At 70.6% G+C, this 15,961-nt stretch carries 15 protein-coding genes; 3 read left to right on the top strand and 12 right to left on the bottom strand.

Annotated features, from left to right (window positions below):
• Positions 1-105 precede the first annotated feature (105 nt).
• On the bottom strand, positions 106-708 hold the full coding sequence (gene leuD, locus ASF18_RS17985; protein WP_056272904.1) for a 3-isopropylmalate dehydratase small subunit: 603 nt from the start codon (positions 706-708) through the stop codon (positions 106-108).
• Between the two features lie 177 nt (positions 709-885).
• Here leuD and ASF18_RS24330 point away from each other — a divergent pair, with 177 nt between their 5' ends.
• A complete protein-coding gene (locus tag ASF18_RS24330; RefSeq protein WP_200917632.1) occupies positions 886-1,053 on the top strand; it encodes a hypothetical protein in 168 nt (55 codons plus the stop codon).
• A gap of 54 nt (positions 1,054-1,107) precedes the next feature.
• On the opposite strand, the gene ccrA is transcribed toward ASF18_RS24330, so the two are convergent.
• A complete protein-coding gene (gene ccrA / locus ASF18_RS17980) occupies positions 1,108-2,385 on the bottom strand; it encodes a crotonyl-CoA carboxylase/reductase (protein ID WP_056210916.1) in 1,278 nt (425 codons plus the stop codon).
• 593 nt (positions 2,386-2,978) lie between these two features.
• Here ccrA and ASF18_RS17975 point away from each other — a divergent pair.
• Entirely contained in the window at positions 2,979-5,045 is a 2,067-nt protein-coding gene (locus ASF18_RS17975) for a protein meaA (RefSeq protein ID WP_056353648.1), read from the top strand.
• A gap of 121 nt (positions 5,046-5,166) precedes the next feature.
• Here the strand turns inward: ASF18_RS17975 and ASF18_RS17970 are convergent, their stop codons facing one another.
• From ASF18_RS17970 to ASF18_RS17925, 10 genes are all read right to left on the bottom strand, one after another.
• Positions 5,167-6,381 carry an MFS transporter gene (locus ASF18_RS17970; protein ID WP_082487788.1) on the bottom strand — a complete coding sequence of 405 codons (1,215 nt, stop codon included), beginning with the start codon at positions 6,379-6,381 and terminating at the stop codon, positions 5,167-5,169.
• A complete protein-coding gene (lnt, locus tag ASF18_RS17965) occupies positions 6,339-8,015 on the bottom strand; it encodes an apolipoprotein N-acyltransferase (RefSeq protein WP_056353646.1) in 1,677 nt (558 codons plus the stop codon). The genes ASF18_RS17970 and lnt overlap by 43 nt, the downstream gene beginning before the upstream one ends.
• Before the next feature lie 10 nt (positions 8,016-8,025).
• A complete protein-coding gene (locus tag ASF18_RS17960; protein ID WP_056353641.1) occupies positions 8,026-9,138 on the bottom strand; it encodes a hemolysin family protein in 1,113 nt (370 codons plus the stop codon).
• Between the two features lie 36 nt (positions 9,139-9,174).
• Positions 9,175-9,717 (bottom strand): rRNA maturation RNase YbeY, encoded by a 543-nt coding sequence (gene ybeY / locus ASF18_RS17955; protein WP_056353638.1) that lies wholly within the window; start codon positions 9,715-9,717, stop codon positions 9,175-9,177.
• Complete coding sequence (locus tag ASF18_RS17950; RefSeq protein ID WP_156649926.1) at positions 9,714-10,823, bottom strand: PhoH family protein; 1,110 nt, start codon at positions 10,821-10,823, stop codon at positions 9,714-9,716. The genes ybeY and ASF18_RS17950 overlap by 4 nt, the downstream gene beginning before the upstream one ends.
• A gap of 147 nt (positions 10,824-10,970) precedes the next feature.
• Positions 10,971-12,311, bottom strand: coding sequence for a tRNA (N6-isopentenyl adenosine(37)-C2)-methylthiotransferase MiaB (gene miaB / locus ASF18_RS17945; protein WP_056353632.1), 1,341 nt, complete (start codon positions 12,309-12,311; stop codon positions 10,971-10,973).
• Positions 12,308-13,240 carry a lysophospholipid acyltransferase family protein gene (locus tag ASF18_RS17940; protein WP_082487698.1) on the bottom strand — a complete coding sequence of 311 codons (933 nt, stop codon included), beginning with the start codon at positions 13,238-13,240 and terminating at the stop codon, positions 12,308-12,310. Before ASF18_RS17940 ends, miaB begins: the two co-directional genes overlap by 4 nt.
• 27 nt (positions 13,241-13,267) lie before the next feature.
• A complete protein-coding gene (locus ASF18_RS17935; RefSeq protein ID WP_056210902.1) occupies positions 13,268-13,789 on the bottom strand; it encodes a GNAT family N-acetyltransferase in 522 nt (173 codons plus the stop codon).
• Entirely contained in the window at positions 13,786-14,463 is a 678-nt protein-coding gene (gene tsaB / locus ASF18_RS17930; protein WP_056353629.1) for a tRNA (adenosine(37)-N6)-threonylcarbamoyltransferase complex dimerization subunit type 1 TsaB, read from the bottom strand. Before tsaB ends, ASF18_RS17935 begins: the two co-directional genes overlap by 4 nt.
• 159 nt (positions 14,464-14,622) lie before the next feature.
• On the bottom strand, positions 14,623-15,189 hold the full coding sequence (locus tag ASF18_RS17925; RefSeq protein WP_056353627.1) for a NifU family protein: 567 nt from the start codon (positions 15,187-15,189) through the stop codon (positions 14,623-14,625).
• A gap of 268 nt (positions 15,190-15,457) precedes the next feature.
• Between ASF18_RS17925 and rplS the strand changes: the two genes are divergently transcribed.
• Entirely contained in the window at positions 15,458-15,913 is a 456-nt protein-coding gene (gene rplS / locus ASF18_RS17920) for a 50S ribosomal protein L19 (protein ID WP_056210896.1), read from the top strand.
• The last annotated feature ends 48 nt before the right edge of the window (positions 15,914-15,961 follow it).

Genomic DNA, 15,961 nt, shown 5'->3' with positions numbered 1-15,961 from the left:
ACGGTTGAGGCCGCAGCGGAATGCTCCGGGGCGGTCGCCCTCCGGACCCGGCCACCCCGAGCCCGACCGCGCTGCGATCGAGCGGAGGGCCGGGTTCGCCCGAATTCAGGCGAAGCCGCGCGCGGCGAGCTTCTCTTCGTAGGCGTCGATGGCGGGCGCCCGCTTCAGGGTCAGGCCGATCTCGTCGAGGCCGTTCAGGAGGCTCTCCTTGCGGCCGGGATCGATGTCGAAGTGCAGGGTGCCGCCGTCGGGCCCCTTGATGGTCTGGGCCTCGAGATCCACCGACAGGGTCGCGTTGGAGCCACGCTCCGCATCCTCGAACAGCTTCTCCAGGTCTTCCGGCGAGACCGTGATCGCCAGGATGCCGTTCTTGGCGCAGTTGTTGAAGAAGATGTCGGCGAAGCTCGTGGAGATGACGCAGCGGATGCCGAAATCGGTCAGGGCCCAGGGCGCGTGCTCGCGCGACGAGCCGCAGCCGAAATTGTCGCCGACCACGAGGATCCTGGCGTTGCGGTAGGCCGGCTTGTTCAGGACGAAATCCGGGTTCTCGGAGCCGTCGTCGTGGTAGCGCATTTCCGAGAACAGGCCCTTGCCGAGGCCGGTGCGCTTGATGGTCTTGAGATACTGCTTCGGAATGATCCGGTCGGTGTCGACGTTGATGATCCGCATGGGCGCCGCGACGCCCTCCAGGGTGGTGAATTTTTCCATGATGCCGGTAGCCGTGGTCTCGCGATGCGCGGCGGCCTCTCCCAGGAACGGTCGGGGCGTCGCGCTTGGGCGATATCTAACAGCCAGGGGGCGCCCCTGAAAGACGGGGTCCGCGCGTCTCGCGATCGTCGCGCATCGCGCGTATGCTCCCTGTTCGGCACGACACGAGGGGCGGCGATGACCGAGACCACCAACCAGTTCAAGAAAGCGCCCAAGCGCAAGAAGGAGAAAGCGCGTTCGGTGACAGTGTCGCCCGAGATGCGCCAAGCCTACGCGGACCTGATCAAGCAGAAGGAAGAGCGTGAGGAATACGCAAAACACCTGCCCTCCGAGAAGGGCAGGTGAGGGTCGCTCCGAACCCGCCCGCCGAAACGGGCGGGCCGTGACGGCTTCCGCCGCCTAGCGCTTTCCGGCCTCGATCACGTCCTCGACCGTGCGCAGGCCGGCGCGGGGCGCGTTGACGAGGCAGGCCATGTTGCCCGGGGCGTGCTGGTTCTTCCACATCTTGGTGTGGGCCTGGGGGATCTTCTCCCAGGGGAAGACCTCGCTCATGCACGGGTCGATGCGCTGGTCGAGGACGAACTGGTTCGCGGCCGAGGCCTGCTTCAGGTGGGCGAAGTGCGAGCCCTGGATGCGCTTCTGGCGCATCCAGACGTAGCGGGCGTCGAAGGTGATGTTGAAGCCCGTGGTGCCGGCACAGAACACGATCATGCCGCCGCGCTTGGCCACCAGGGTCGAGACCGGGAAGGTCGACTCGCCCGGATGCTCGAACACGATGTCGACGTCGTTGCCCTTGCCGGTGATGTCCCAGATCGCCTTGCCGAACTTGCGGGCTTCCTTGAGCCAGGTGTTGTACTCAGGCGAGTTCACCTTCGGCAGCTGGCCCCAGCAGTCGAATTCCTTGCGGTTGATCACGCCCTTGGCGCCCAGGCTCATGACGTAGTCGCGCTTGGAATCGTCGGAGATCACCGCGATGGCGTTGGCGCCCGAGGCGGCGCAGAGCTGCACGGCGAACACGCCGAGACCGCCCGAGGCGCCCCAGACCAGGACGTTCTGTCCCGGGCGCACGGTGTGCGGGGCGTGACCGAACAGCATCCGGTAGGCGGTGGCGAGGGTCAGCGTGTAGCAGGCCGCCTCCTCCCAGGTCAGGTGCTTGGGGCGCACCATGAGCTGGCGCGACTGCACCCGGCAGAACTGGGCGAAGGAGCCGTCGCCGGTCTCGTAACCCCAGATGCGCTGGGATGGGGAGAACATCGGGTCGCCGCCGTTGCACTCCTCGTCGTCGCCGTCGTCGCGGTTGCAGTGGACGATGACCTCGTCGCCGACCTTCCAGCGCTTCACCTTGGCGCCGACCTTCCAGACGATGCCGGAGGCGTCCGAGCCGGCGATGTGGTACTCGCCCTTGTGCACGTCGAAGGGCGAGATCGGCTCGCCGAGGCCCGCCCAGACGCCGTTGTAGTTCACGCCGGCGGCCATGACGTAGACCAGCACCTCGTCGTCGCCGATTTCCCATACGGGCAGAACCTCGAGCTGGTGCGACTGCTCGGGCGGCCCGTGCCGCTCGCGCCGGATCGCCCAGGCGTACATCTTCGCCGGCACGTGCCCGAGGGGCGGCACTTCGCCCATCTCGTACAGGTCCTTCAGTTCCGTCGTGCTCGACGCAGCGCTCGCGGCCATCTTGGCTCTCCCCGTCACTTCTTGTGCTGCTCGCTATATCGGCGAACCGAGAGCCGTCCAAGAGCCCGAACCGCCAAGAATCTTTTCGGCTGAGGCCAAGAAACCTTCACGCCCACAAGAAGAGACCACTTCTTGAGCCGACGGCATCCTGTATTCAATATTCTCGTGGTGCGCCGGGCCTTTAGCGCCCTTCGTACACAGGCTTATCTGCCCGTAGCCCACCTCCCGACGATCTGCCGCCCGCGGCAGCGCCGCGATACGGCCCGACGCCGGCTTGTACCAATGTCCAATTCGCGGATGTGCGATGGCGCTACCCCACCCAGCTTTGCGGAAGTTGTCCACAGGTCGCTGGGACCGTCCCCGGAAGGCCGGGCTGCGGCACCAGGGTCGGACCGCACGGTCCCCCCAATGGGCGGCACGTTTCCGTGAGTTCGAGGGCGTCGACGAGACCGCGCGGACCTTGGCTGCCGCGGATGGTCTTTGGTGCTGATGACGTGGCGAACGCGCTTCGCTAGGGTGCGCCGCAAGTGATCGACAGCAGTCAAATGCAATTTGAGATCACATCAAATTCAGTCTTGAGGGAGTGTTCCGGGATGAGCGGACAGGCAGCGGTCGCCGAGACCAAGCGCGACAAGCCGTGGATCATCCGCACCTATGCGGGTCATTCCAATGCCAAGGAGTCGAACGCGCTCTATCGCGGCAACCTGGCCAAGGGACAGACCGGCCTCTCGGTGGCCTTCGATCTGCCGACCCAGACCGGCTACGACCCCGACCACGAGCTCGCCCGGGGGGAAGTCGGCAAGGTCGGCGTGTCGATCGCGCATCTCGGCGACATGCGGACCCTGTTCGACCAGATTCCGCTGCAGCAGATGAACACCTCGATGACGATCAACGCCACGGCGCCGTGGCTGCTGTCGCTCTATCTCGCGGTGGCCGAGGAGCAGGGCGCGCCGTTCGCAGGGCTTCAGGGCACCACCCAGAACGACATCATCAAGGAATACCTCTCGCGGGGCACCTACGTGTTCCCGCCCGCGCCGTCCCTCCGGCTGACCAAGGACGTGATCCTGTTCACGACCAAGGAAGTGCCGAAGTGGAACCCGATGAACGTCTGCTCCTACCACCTGCAGGAGGCCGGGGCGACGCCGGTGCAGGAGCTGTCCTACGCGCTCGCCATCGCCATCGCGGTGCTCGACACCGTGCGCGACGACCCCGATTTCGACGAGGCCAGCTTCGCCGACGTGTTCAGCCGGATCTCGTTCTTCGTGAACGCGGGCATGCGGTTCGTCACCGAGATCTGCAAGATGCGGGCGTTCTCCGAGCTTTGGGATGAGATCGCCCAGGAGCGCTACGGCATCACCGATCCGAAGAAGCGGATCTTCCGCTACGGCGTTCAGGTGAACTCGCTCGGACTGACCGAGCAGCAGCCCGAGAACAACGTCCACCGCATCCTCATCGAGATGCTCGCCGTGACCCTGTCGAAGCGGGCGCGCGCCCGCGCCGTGCAGCTGCCGGCCTGGAACGAGGCCCTCGGCCTGCCGCGCCCCTGGGACCAGCAATGGTCGATGCGCATGCAGCAGATCCTCGCCTTCGAGACCGACCTCCTGGAATACGACGACATCTTCGACGGCTCGAAGGTCATCGACGCCAAGGTCGAGGCCCTGAAGGCCGAGACCCGTCAGGCTCTCGAAGAGATCGGCGGCATCGGTGGCGCCGTGGCGGCGGTTGAGACCGGCGCCCTCAAGCGCGCCCTGGTGGAATCCAACGCCCGGCGCATCTCGGCCATCGAGGCCGGCGATCAGGTCGTGGTCGGCGTGAACAAGTTCCAGGCCGGCGAACCCTCGCCCCTCACCGCCGGCGAGGGCGCGATCTTCACCGTCTCCGAGACGGTGGAGATGGAGGCCGAGCAGCGCATCCGCGAGTGGCGGTCCAAGCGCGACGGCAAGGCGGTGGAGACCGCCCTCGACGCGCTCGAGGCTGCGGCGCGCTCGGGCGCCAACATCATGCCGGTCTCGATCGCGGCGGCGAAGGCCGGCGTCACCACCGGCGAGTGGGGCGGGCGCCTGCGCCAGGTCTTCGGCGAGTACCGCGCCCCCACCGGCGTCACCCTGGAGACCATCTCCTCGGGGGCGGCCCAGGACGCCAAGCTCCTGATCGCCGATCTCGGCGAGCGTCTCGGCGAGACCCCGAAGCTGGTGGTCGGCAAGCCCGGCCTCGACGGCCATTCCAACGGCGCCGAGCAGATCGCGTTGCGCGCCCGCGACGTCGGCTTCGACGTGACCTACGACGGCATCCGCCAGACCCCGGCCGAAATCGTCGCCAAGGCCAAGTCGACCGGCGCCCACGTGGTCGGCCTGTCCATCCTCTCGGGCAGCCACGTGCCGCTGGTGCGGGACGTCCGGGCCAAGATGCGCGAGGCCGGCCTCGACCATATCCCGCTCGTGGTCGGCGGCATCATCTCGCCCGACGACGAACTGGTGCTCAAGAACATGGGCGTCACGGCGGTCTACACCCCGAAGGACTACGTCCTCGACACCATCATGGTGGGCATCGCCAAGGTGGTGGAGCGCGCCCTCGACAAGCGCGCCGCCGAGCAGGCCGACGCAAAGGCCGGCATCGCGGGCGCGACTCCGCGCGGCGATACGTCTGAAAAGGTGTTTTGACGAACCACGCTCATGCGTCGCCCTCCTGCATGACGTAGAGGGCGCCGCGCTCCGGGCGCGCCCGGACGGGAGCGTGATCGCTCCCGGCGCCGCGGGGCGACGGCGGTCGGCCTTCCGCCCGTCAGGCCTTGCCCACGTAGCGGTCGCGCCCCGCGCCCAGGCTGCACAGGAAGGCGCCGGCCGCGATGGTGCAGAACAGGGCCGTCGAGGCGGCCCAGGTGCCCGTCAGATCGTGCGCCAGCCCGAAGCTCAAGGGCCCGAGGGACGCCACCGTATAGCCGACGCTCTGGGACATCGCCGCGAGGCTGCCGGCCGTGGACGGGTCGCGGGCGCGCAGGACGATGATGGTGAGGCCGAGGCCGAACAGGCCGCCGAGGCCGGCTCCGAGCAGCATCCCGATCGGCAGGGCCCAGGCGAGCGGGCCGTAGACCAGGGCGACGAGGGCCAGCACGCAGAGGGCAAGCAGGCCCGCCGCGAAGCCCCGCTGATCGCGGACCCGGGCCGCGAAGGACGGCACCAGGAGCGCGGCCGGCGCCTGCCCGATGCTCATCAGCGAGGACACGAAGCCCGCTTCCACCGCGCTGAGCCCCCGATCGTGCAGCACCAGGGGCAGCCAGCCGAACATGATGTAGGCCAGCGACGATTGCAGGCCCATGAAGCCGGTGACCTGCCACGCGAGGCGATCGCGCCATAGGGAGATCCGCCGCGCCGCGCCGGGGGCGGTCTCGGGTGCCCGGGCGAAGGGGGCCCAGGCGAGGGTGGCCGCCAGGGCAGGCACGGCCCAGAGGGCGAGCGCGGCGGGCCAGCTGCCGAGCCCGTCGGCGAGGGGCACCGACAGGCCCGCGCCCGCCGCGGCGCCGAGGCAGAGCACCATGGTGTAGAGGCCGGTGACGACGCCCGTCAGGCCCGGGAAGTCGCGCTTGACCAGGCCCGGCAGCAGCACGCCCGAGAGACCGATCCCAAGGGCGGCGAGGCAGGCGCCAACGAAGAGCGGTCCCAGCCCCCCGAGGCCGCGCAGGCCGGAGCCGAGGGCGACCACCGCCACGGCGAGGAGCACGCCGCGATCGGAGCCGAGGCGCCGCATCACCCAGGGGCCGAGGGTGCAGGCGAGGCCGATGCAGAGCACCGGGAGCGTGGTGAGCAGCGCCGCCCCGGCCGCACTCAGGGCCGTTTCGGCCCGGATGCGCTCGAGGAGCGGGCCGACGGTCGTCAGGGCCGGACGCATGTTGAAGGCGACCAACATGATACCGAGACCGAGCAGGATCGGGCGGGCCGTGATCCGCAGGGTGGTCTTCACGCGCTTCGCCGCCGTGCCGCCATGAGGGTCAGGAAGCATCCGACCCAGACCAGACCGAAGGGCAGGTCGCCGAGGCGGGCATAGAGGGTCCGGCCCGGCAGGCGCGCCGGAAGATCGGCGTCGAGGACGCCCTCGACGGCCAGCGGCAGGCTGGCGGTGATCCGGCCATGGGCGTCGATCACGGCCGAGATGCCGGTATTGGCGTCGCGGACCAGGGGGAGCCCTTCCTCCACGGCGCGCAGGCGCGCCTGGGCGAGGTGCTGGCGCGGCCCCGGCGTGTCGCCGAACCAGGCGTCGTTGGTGAGGTTGAGGATCAGCCCCGGCACCGGCGGCGGACCGTTCGGCGTCGCGCCGGGCACGATCGCCCCCGGAAAGATCGCCTCGTAGCAGATCGTCGCCGCCACCGGCGGCAGGCCCGGCACGGTCATGATCCGCTGGGTCGCCCGGTCGCCCGCCGTGAAGCCGCCCGGAATCGAGACGAACTGCCGGATGTGCAGGGCGCGCAGGGTCGCGTCGAGGGGGCCCGGCAGGTACTCGCCGAAGGGGACCAGATGAACCTTGTCGTAGATGTCGCCGAATTTCGGTCCGGCGGAGAGCGTCAGGATGCTGTTGAAGAAGCGCGGCCGCTCGTCGCCCACCGGCACCTCGGCCCGGGCCGCGCCGGTGATGAGCTGCTTGCCCGGCGGGAACGCGGCGGCGATCCGGGCCAGGGCCTCGGGGTCGCGCTGGATCAGGAACGGGAAGGCGGATTCCGGCCAGATCACGTGGGTGACGTCGGCGATGCCGGTGCGGTCGGGCGCGGCGGCGCGGTCACTGAGTTCGAGGTAGCGGTCGAGGATGTCCTGGCGGTTCTCGGGCCGGAACTTGGCGTCCTGGTTCAGGTTCGGCTGGACGAGGCGCAGGCGCACGCCCTGGACCACCGGATCCGCGATGGCCGGCACCCGTCGGGCGCCGAAGCCCGCGAGCCCCGCGAGGGCGAGAGCGGCGAGGCCGAGGGGAACGAAGCGGCCGCGCCACGTCTCGGCGACCGCCAGGGTCGCGGGCGCGGCCGCGACGAGGATCGCCAGGACGGTCAGGCCGTAGAGGCCGACCACGGCCGCGCCCTGCATCAGCCAGAGGTTCTGGCCGAGCGCCATGCCCAGGGTGTTCCAGGGGAAGCCGGTGAAGAGATGCCCGCGCAGCCACTCGCAGGCGGAGAGGCCGAGCGCGAGGCTGACGAGGCGCAGCGCCCCCCGCGACCAGAGCAGGCGGGCCAGCGCGAAGCCGAAGGCGTAGAACAGGGCGAGCACCGCCGGCAGGCCGACGACGCCGAGGGGCAGGGCCCAGAGGAATTCCTCGGCCTCCACCAGGAAAGCGGAGCCGAGCCACCACAGGCCGGCGGTGAGGTAGCCGAAGCCCCAGGCCCAGCCGATCACCGCGCTCGCGAGAACCGCGCCGCGGGTGGCCCGGCGCCCCGTGGCAGCTCCGTCGACGAGCCAGACGGCGACGCTCAGGGAGACCACGAGGGCGGGGAACAGCCCGAAGGGCGGCATGGCGAGGGCGCCCAGCGCGCCGGAGGCCATCGCAACGGCGAGGCGGCGCCAGCCGGCGGTCAGCATGACCCACTGGGCCAAGGCGGCGAGCGGTCCCGTCGCCGGACCGCGCCCGGCGCGGTCCGCGAGGATCGAGGTCATGCCGACTCCGTCACGCGGCCGGCGATTCGGGCGCGGGCTTCGGGGCGGGCAGCGCCAGGGGCACCACCGCGGTGATGCGGGCGTCGCCGCGCTGCAGGCGCAGGCGCTTCACCCGGCGCGGATCGGCGTCGAGCACCTCGAATTCGAGATCGCCCGGCCCGCTGATGAGCTCGCCCCGGGAGGGCACCCGCCCGGCGAGGGTCACGATCAGACCGCCGATGGTGTCGATCTCCTCGGCCATCTCCCCGACGGCCGCTACGAGGTCGACACCGCTCGCGGCCGAGACCTCGGCGAGGCCGGCCCGGGCATCGGCCACGAAGACGTCGCCCTCCCCGTCGACGCGCTGGACGAGGTGTCCCTCGGCGACGTCGTGCTCGTCCTCGATGTCGCCCACCACCACCTCGATCAGATCCTCGATCGAGATCAGGCCGTCGGTGCCGCCGTACTCGTCGATGACGAGGGCCATGTGGGTGCGGGTCGCCTGCATCCGCACCAGAAGGTCGATGGCCGGCATCGAGGGCGGCACGAACAGCACGGGGCGCTGGATGCGGGTGGCGGCCAGGGTGGCCGAGAGGTCGACATTGGCGAGGTTGAGGGTGCGCAGGGCCCGCGCGCCCCGTCGCGCCCGGGGCGGCAGCACGGGGGCGGCCTCGCCCTCCGTCGCCGGGGCCGCGGGCGGCGTGCGACGGCTGCCGGCCTCGGCCCGGGCCGCGATGTGGTCGACGAAGTCGCGGATGTGGACCATGCCGCGGGGGTCGTCGAGGGTCTCGCCGTAGACCGGCAGGCGCGAATGCCCGGCCGTGCGGAACAGCTTCAGGAGATCGCCGAGGCTGGTCTCCATCGACACCGCGACGATGTCGGCCCGGGGGATCATCACGTCGTCGACCCGCACCTTGTGCAGGCCGAGGACGTTCTTGAGCATGGCGCGTTCGAGGGGCGAGAACGCGTTCTCGCCGGTGTCGGGCTCGGCCAGCGCGTCCTCGATGTCGTCGCGCAGCGAATCGCGTGGACGAAGGTGGAAGACGTGCAGGAGGCGGTCGTACCAGGGCTCGCGGGCCTGGCTCTCACCGTCGCCGGAACTGGGCGCGGCCTGGGCCGCGCCGCGACTTCGATCGTTTGTCATGTCTCTCTGATCTGGAGTGTCAGGCGGGATCGCCGCTCACGGGGCCGCTCGCTCGGCAGGCGGTTCTGTCGAAGAGGGGTCGGGCGCATAGGGATCGGGCACGCCGAGGGTACGGAGGGCCGCGACCTCAAGGGCTTCCATCGCGTCGGCATCCGCCTCGCCGGTCTCGTGGTCCTGACCAAGGAGGTGAAGGGTGCCATGGACGAGGAGATGGGCCAGATGATCGCTGAGCGGCTTCGACTGCTCCGCACTTTCGCGCAGCATCGTGTCATACGCAAGAACCACGTCGCCCAGGGGCACCGGCATGCCCGCATGGGCGGGTTGCGCCGGCGCCGGGAAGGACAGCACGTTGGTGGGCTTGTCCTTGCCGCGCCAGGTTCGATTCAGGTCCTGAACCACCGCGTCGGTGGCCAGCAGGATGCTGATCTCGACCGGCCCCTCGGGCGGCGCGGGGGCCACGGCGAGGCCGGCCTCGACGGCCCGAATCACGAAGGCTTCGAGGTCGGGCGCGACGCTCTCCCAGCGCGGGTCCTCGATCGCGACGTCGATCTCCGCCTCGCCGGCGGGGCCGGCGCTCACGACAGCGGCCTCCGGCGCGAGACCGTCTGGCGGTCGGCGTCGCCCTCCCCGTGGGCCGCGGCCTCGTAGGCGGTGACGATGCGGCGCACGAGGTCGTGGCGCACCACGTCGACGTCCCGGAAGGTGATGCGGCCGATGCCCTCGACGCCGTCGAGGACGCGCACCGCCTCGACGAGGCCGGATTTCTGGCCCGGCGGCAGGTCGATCTGGCTCGGATCGCCGGTGATGATCATGCGGGAATTCTCACCGAGGCGGGTGAGGAACATCTTCATCTGCATGGACGTGGTGTTCTGCGCCTCGTCGAGGAGCACCACGGCTTTGGTCAGGGTGCGGCCGCGCATGAAGGCGAGGGGCGCGATCTCGATGACGCCGGTCTGCAGGCCGCGGTCGACGTGGCGGGCCTCCATGAAGTCGTAAAGGGCGTCGTAGATCGGCCGCAGGTAGGGGTCGACCTTCTCGCGCATGTCGCCGGGGAGAAAGCCGAGACGCTCGCCGGCCTCCACGGCGGGGCGCGACAGGATCAGGCGCTCCACGTGCCCCTGTTCCAGCAGCGACACGGCGTAGCCAACGGCGAGCCAGGTCTTGCCGGTGCCGGCCGGCCCTTCGGCGAAGACGAGCTCGTGGCTGCGCAGGGCCTTGATGTAGGCGTCCTGCGCCGCGTTGCGGGCACGCACCGCGCCGCGCTTGCGGGTGGCGAGCTGGTCGAACACGGCCCGGTCGGGCTCGGCGCTGACCTCCGCCGCCGGGAACAGGTTGCCCTGCTGCGTCGTCTCGTGGATCGCCCCGTCCACGTCGCCGAGGGTTAGGGGCAGGCCGCTCGCCTTCACCCGGGCATAAAGCCGCTCGAACACCTTGCGGGCCTTCTCGGCCGCCTCGACGCCGCCCTTGACCACGAGGTGGTTGCCGAGCGCGGTGGCGGTCACGGCTAGGCGCCGTTCGATATGCGCGACGTTCTGGTCGTACTGGCCGAAGACCAGGCTCGCGAGTCGATTGTCGTCGAAGGTCAGGGAGACCTCCTCGGTCTCGACCAGGCCCTCGATCCGCGCCGCCGGGCCGCGCCCGCGCAATGCGCCACCGCGTCCACTCGACCCTTCAGATCCCGGCACGCCGTCGTCCTTCATTCATTACAGGGAGTCCGCGCCGACCGTCCGAGGCCGCATCGCATCGCAGACGATTCCGAGATGGTCGCCCGGGGCGCGCCGGACAGGGGCGGATCGGCGCGGCGTATCGACCGACGGGGCCGGAACGCGCCCTCAAGCGGCCGCCGCCGTGCCGCCGAGGGCCTCGCCGAACAGGCTGTTCGAGCCGGCGCGGATCACCCGCACCGGAACGACGGTGCCGATGGTGGAGGCCGGCGCGTCGAACTGGACCGGCAAGAGATGAGGCGTCTTGCCGGCGACCTGGCCGGGATGGCGTCCGGCCTTCTCCACCAGCACCTCGACCACGTGCCCCACCGCGGCCGCATTGAAGGCGTGGCGCTGCGCGTCGAGGAGGGCCTGGAGCGCGGCGAGGCGCTCGGACTTCACGGCTTCCGGCACGGCATCGGCGCTGTCGGCCGCCGGGGTACCGGGGCGCGGGCTGTACTTGAAGGAGAAGGCGCTGGCGAAGCCGATCTCGCGCACCAGCCGCATCGTGTCCTCGAATTCGGCGTCCGTCTCACCGGGGAAGCCGACGATGAAGTCGGAGGACAGGGCGATGTCGGGCCGGGCCGCGCGCACGCGCTCGATGATTCGGCGATAGGCGTCGCCGGTATGCTTGCGATTCATCGCCTTGAGCACCCGGTCGGAGCCCGACTGCACCGGCAGGTGCAGGTAGGGCATCAGGGCCGGCAGGGTGCCGTGGGCGGCGATGAGGTCGTCGTCCATGTCGTTGGGATGGCTGGTGGTGTAGCGCAGGCGCAGGAGGCCCGGGAGGCGCTCCAGGGCGCGCATCAGCGCCGGCAGGGTCGCGCTCCCGCCGTCCTGGCCCAGGCCATGATAGGCGTTCACGTTCTGACCGATGAGGGTGATCTCGCGGACGCCGCCGCGCACCAGCTTCTCGGCCTCGGCCAGGATCGCGTCCACGGAGCGCGAGACCTCGGCGCCGCGGGTATAGGGCACGACGCAGAAGGCGCAGAACTTGTCGCAGCCCTCCTGCACGGTGAGGAAGGCCGTGACCCCGTGGGTGCGGCGGGCCGGCAGGTGGTCGAACTTGTCCTCGACCGGAAACTCGGTGTCGACCACGCGCTTCGTGGCCGAGCGCGCCAGCAGGTCCGGCAGGCGGTGATAGTTCTGCGGGCCGACCACCACGTCGACGGTGGGGGCGCGGGCCAGGATCTCGGCCCCTTCCGCCTGGGCGATGCAGCCGGCGACGACGATCCGGGTCTCGTGCCCGGCCTCGGCCCGCTCACCCTTGAGCACCCGCAGCCGGCCGAGCTCGGAATAGACCTTGTCAGCGGCCTTTTCGCGGATGTGGCAGGTGTTCAGGATGACGACGTCCGCCTCCTCCACCGCGTCGGTCGCCGCATAGCCCTCGGCACCCAGCACGTCCACCATCCGGGCGGCGTCGTAGGCGTTCATCTGGCAGCCGTAGGATTTGACGTAGGCTTTCTTCAACGGTCCGATTCCGGTGACAGCACTTCCGCGCCGCGCATAGCACGGTTCGTCTGCGGCGTCGCGATCCCTCGCCCCGGCGATGCGCCATCCTTGATGCCGGGGCGTATCCGCGGACCCGACCAGACCGGCCCCAGGGGTGGCCGGCCGGTGACGCCGCGCTGGAGTGCGGCGCGCACCGAGGCCTCCGCCAGGGCGGTGGCGCGCTTGCGATCCGTGCCGGCCTCGACGGTGATCGGCGCGCCCCAGACCACGTGGACGTCGATGGGGCCGCCGTCGAAGAAGGCGGCGAGATGGGGCGCCAGCTCCATGTCCCCGTACCAGGCCACCTCCGGGCGCTGATGGCGGACGAGCGGCAGGCCGTTACGGCGGGGATAGGTGATGGCGAGCGGCTGGAGCCGGATGCGGGCTGGCCCCTCCCCGGCGACCGCCGCGCGGGCGGCGCCGACCAGCGAGGAGCGGAACGGCAGCAGCCGGGTGCCGTCCCCGGTGGTGCCCTCCGCGAAGAGCACGATGAGGTCGCCGCGGCCGAGGCGCTGCGCCACCGTGGCGTTGACGGCGGCGGTGTCGGCCCGGCGCGCCCGGTCGATGAACACCGTGCGCTGCAGCCGCGCCAGGGTGCCGATGACGGGCCAGCCGGCGATCTCGGACTTCGCCACGAAGGACAGCGGCCGCAGGGAGCCCAGGACGATGATGTCGAGCCAGGAGACGTGGTTCGCCAGCACGAGCGCCGGTTCATCCGCCGCCGGCGGCGAGCCGCTCTGGGTCACCCGCAGGCCGAACAGGGTGACGAACACCTGGTGGAACAGCACCGGCATCCAGGCCGCGATCCGGCCGCGTCCGAAGCGCAGGCTGAGGAGGTGAGGCCCCACGATTGCGAGGAAGACCACGGCGCAGAGCGCCAGGCGGCAATACGCGCCGAGGCGGGACATCGGCTGGCTAGCACGCGCCGGGTGGCGTCACGCCAGCACCGCCGTCATGGTCAGGGCCGTCGCGCGGGTTCCGTCGGCCCGGGTGTAGTACCCCGTCCGCTCGCCCACCTGCCGGAAGCCGTGGCGCGCGTAGAGCTTCAGGGCCGGCGCGTTGCCCTCGTCGACCTCGAGGTGGACCGTCCGGACGCCGGACTGGACGAGGTGCTCGAGATGGGCGGCGACGAGCTTGTGCGAGAGGCCGCCGCCGCGGGCGGCGGGCGCCAGCACGACGGTGAGGATCTCGGCCTCGTCGGCCGCCCGGCGCGACAGGACGAAGCCCTGGATCGCGCCGTTCTTCCACAGGGCATGCGCCTCGGTCGAGCGCTCGCACAGCATGCGCTCGAACTCGTGCGCGTCCCAGGACCGCGCGAAGGCGGTGGCGTGGATGCGCGCCAGGGCCCGCGCCTGGCCGGAATCCCGCAGCAGCGTGACGTAGGGCGCCGTGCCCCAGGCTTCCCACCAGGCGGACCAGATCTCGAAGGGCCAGAACGGCGTCAGCGAACGGGTCATCGGCGGGCGAGCCTCGCGTGGTCTTGCGGCTGGGCGTCGGGACCGCGGAGGTAGAGGGGACGCGCCAGCGCCTGGGCGGGGTCCGCCAGCATGCCGAGCGAGGAGACCCAGGCGATCTCGGCCGCGCCGGTGCCGGCGACCGCCACGTCGAGGCCCCGGGCCTTCGCCGCCTGGGCGACCAGGGGCGCGCCGGAGCCGACGAGGGTGACGACGCCGTCGAGCATCGCCGCCGCCTCGGTCACCGGGAGGTGGCTCGGCGGCACGACGATCCCGTCCGTCATGCTCATCGCCTGAAGGTAGACCGATCCGTGCCGGGCATCGATCGCGGCCACGATCAGGCCCTCGCCGTTCTGGGCGAGCAGGGGCGCCAGCAGGGCCGACAGCGTCGTGACGCCGACCACGGGGATGCCGGTGGCCAGCCCCACGGCCCGGGCGGCCGAGAGCCCCACCCGCAGGCCCGTGTAGCTGCCCGGCCCGACCGTCACGGCGACGCGGTCCAGGGCCTCGAAGCCGCCCTCGGCCCGGGCGACGACCCGCTCGATCATCGGCAGCAGCGCCTCCGCATGGCCGCGGCCGAGGACCATCGACTCGTGCGCGAGGAGATCGTCGGTCGAATCCGAGGCGATGCAGACGGAACAGGCGTCGAGCGCCGTGTCGATGGCGAGGATACGCAAACTCACTCCCGATCGTGCCACACCCCCGGACCGCGCGAAGGCGTCCGGGGCCACGACTTTAAGACAAAAACGGCCGCTCCGTCAGGGCGGAGCGGCCATCGTGGAGAAATTCGGGCGAACCTGTTGCGGCTTTGCGTCGGCCCGCCGGAATGTCGGGCCTCAGATCGCCTGGACTTCGCGGATCTCCGGCAGGAAGTGGCGGAACAGGTTCTGCACGCCGTTGCGCAGGGTCGCGGTGGAAGACGGGCAGCCCGAGCAGGCGCCCTTCATCTCCAGGTAGACCACGCCTTCCTTGTAGCCCCGGAAGGTGATGTCGCCGCCATCGCTGGCCACGGCGGGGCGCACGCGGGTCTCGAGCAGGTCCTTGATCGTCTCGACGGTCTCAAGGTCGGCCGGGTCGAAGAACTCCTCGGCGTCGTCGCTGCCGGCGACGTGGCCCTCGGCCAGGGGCGGGGCGCCGGACTGGAAGTGCTCCATGATGGCGCCGAGAACCGCCGGCTTCACCTGCGGCCAGAGGTTGTCGTCCTCGGCCTTGGTGACCGAGATGAAGTCGTGACCGAGATAGACGCCCGAGACGCCGGGCACGTCGAAGAGCCGGCTCGCGAGGGGCGAGCGGGCGGCGGCCTCGGAATCGCGCGCCTCGAAGGTGCCCTCGGGCAAGACGACCCGGCCGGGCAGGAACTTCAGGGTGGCGGGGTTCGGGGTGGCTTCGGTCTGGATGAACATGGTGGACAGGATCCTCGTCCGCTGCGCCGGTTCAAGGCCGGCCGGGAATGGCGGCGGACGTCCCCGCCGCTCTCTCCATGTGGACCGCGCGCGGGATTTTCTCAACCGCGTCCGCGCCACGCCGCCCGCGCGGTGGGGCGTCCACCGGCCATTGGACAAGGGGGCGCACCTCGTGTAAGGCCCGCCTCAACTCAAAACAGGATGCCGAAATCCTGACGTACGCGGTCCCATCCGGGGGCCTCGGGCGCGCACCGGCAGGAACTTGACCATGAACATCATCCAGCAGCTGGAGCAGGAGCAGATCGCTTCGCTCGGCAAGACCATCCCCGATTTCCAGCCCGGCGACACGGTCACCGTGAACGTCAAGGTGAAGGAAGGCGAGCGCACCCGCGTGCAGGCCTACGAGGGCGTGTGCATCGGCCGCTCCGGCGGCGGCCTCAACGAGAGCTTCACCGTCCGCAAGATCTCCTACGGCGAGGGCGTCGAGCGCGTGTTTCCGCTCTACTCGCCGCTGATCGATTCGATTGCCGTCGTCCGTCGCGGTAAGGTGCGTCGCGCCAAGCTGTACTACCTGCGCGACCGTCGCGGGAAGTCCGCCCGCATCGTCGAGCGCGCCGACCGCCCCGCCGAGAAGGCCGCCAAGGCCGATGCCTCGAAGGCGAACAAGGACGCCCGCAAGGCCGAGAAGGCCGCCAAGAGCGCCGCGAAGACCGCCGCCGAGTAAGATTTGGGGTGAGACCCGGGCGGCGCATTGCGCCCCCGCCCCCCGCCA

The organism is Methylobacterium sp. Leaf89 (assembly GCF_001422215.1).
In the GTDB taxonomy this organism is placed as follows: domain Bacteria; phylum Pseudomonadota; class Alphaproteobacteria; order Rhizobiales; family Beijerinckiaceae; genus Methylobacterium.
Note: the sequence above shows the minus strand (reverse complement) of the source record. Positions and strands in the feature narration are given on the sequence as shown.

Coding starts and splice junctions, on each gene's coding strand:
- ASF18_RS24330 (WP_200917632.1), top strand. CDS start 886: ATGACCGAGACCACCAACCAGTTCAAGAAAGCGCCCAAGCGCAAGAAG.
- rplS (WP_056210896.1), top strand. CDS start 15,458: ATGAACATCATCCAGCAGCTGGAGCAGGAGCAGATCGCTTCGCTCGGC.
- ccrA (WP_056210916.1), bottom strand. CDS start 2,385: ATGGCCGCGAGCGCTGCGTCGAGCACGACGGAACTGAAGGACCTGTAC.
- ASF18_RS17970 (WP_082487788.1), bottom strand. CDS start 6,381: ATGCTTCCTGACCCTCATGGCGGCACGGCGGCGAAGCGCGTGAAGACC.
- ASF18_RS17925 (WP_056353627.1), bottom strand. CDS start 15,189: ATGTTCATCCAGACCGAAGCCACCCCGAACCCCGCCACCCTGAAGTTC.
- ASF18_RS17940 (WP_082487698.1), bottom strand. CDS start 13,240: ATGTCCCGCCTCGGCGCGTATTGCCGCCTGGCGCTCTGCGCCGTGGTC.
- ASF18_RS17960 (WP_056353641.1), bottom strand. CDS start 9,138: ATGACAAACGATCGAAGTCGCGGCGCGGCCCAGGCCGCGCCCAGTTCC.
- ASF18_RS17935 (WP_056210902.1), bottom strand. CDS start 13,789: ATGACCCGTTCGCTGACGCCGTTCTGGCCCTTCGAGATCTGGTCCGCC.
- ASF18_RS17975 (WP_056353648.1), top strand. CDS start 2,979: ATGAGCGGACAGGCAGCGGTCGCCGAGACCAAGCGCGACAAGCCGTGG.
- leuD (WP_056272904.1), bottom strand. CDS start 708: ATGGAAAAATTCACCACCCTGGAGGGCGTCGCGGCGCCCATGCGGATC.
- lnt (WP_056353646.1), bottom strand. CDS start 8,015: ATGACCTCGATCCTCGCGGACCGCGCCGGGCGCGGTCCGGCGACGGGA.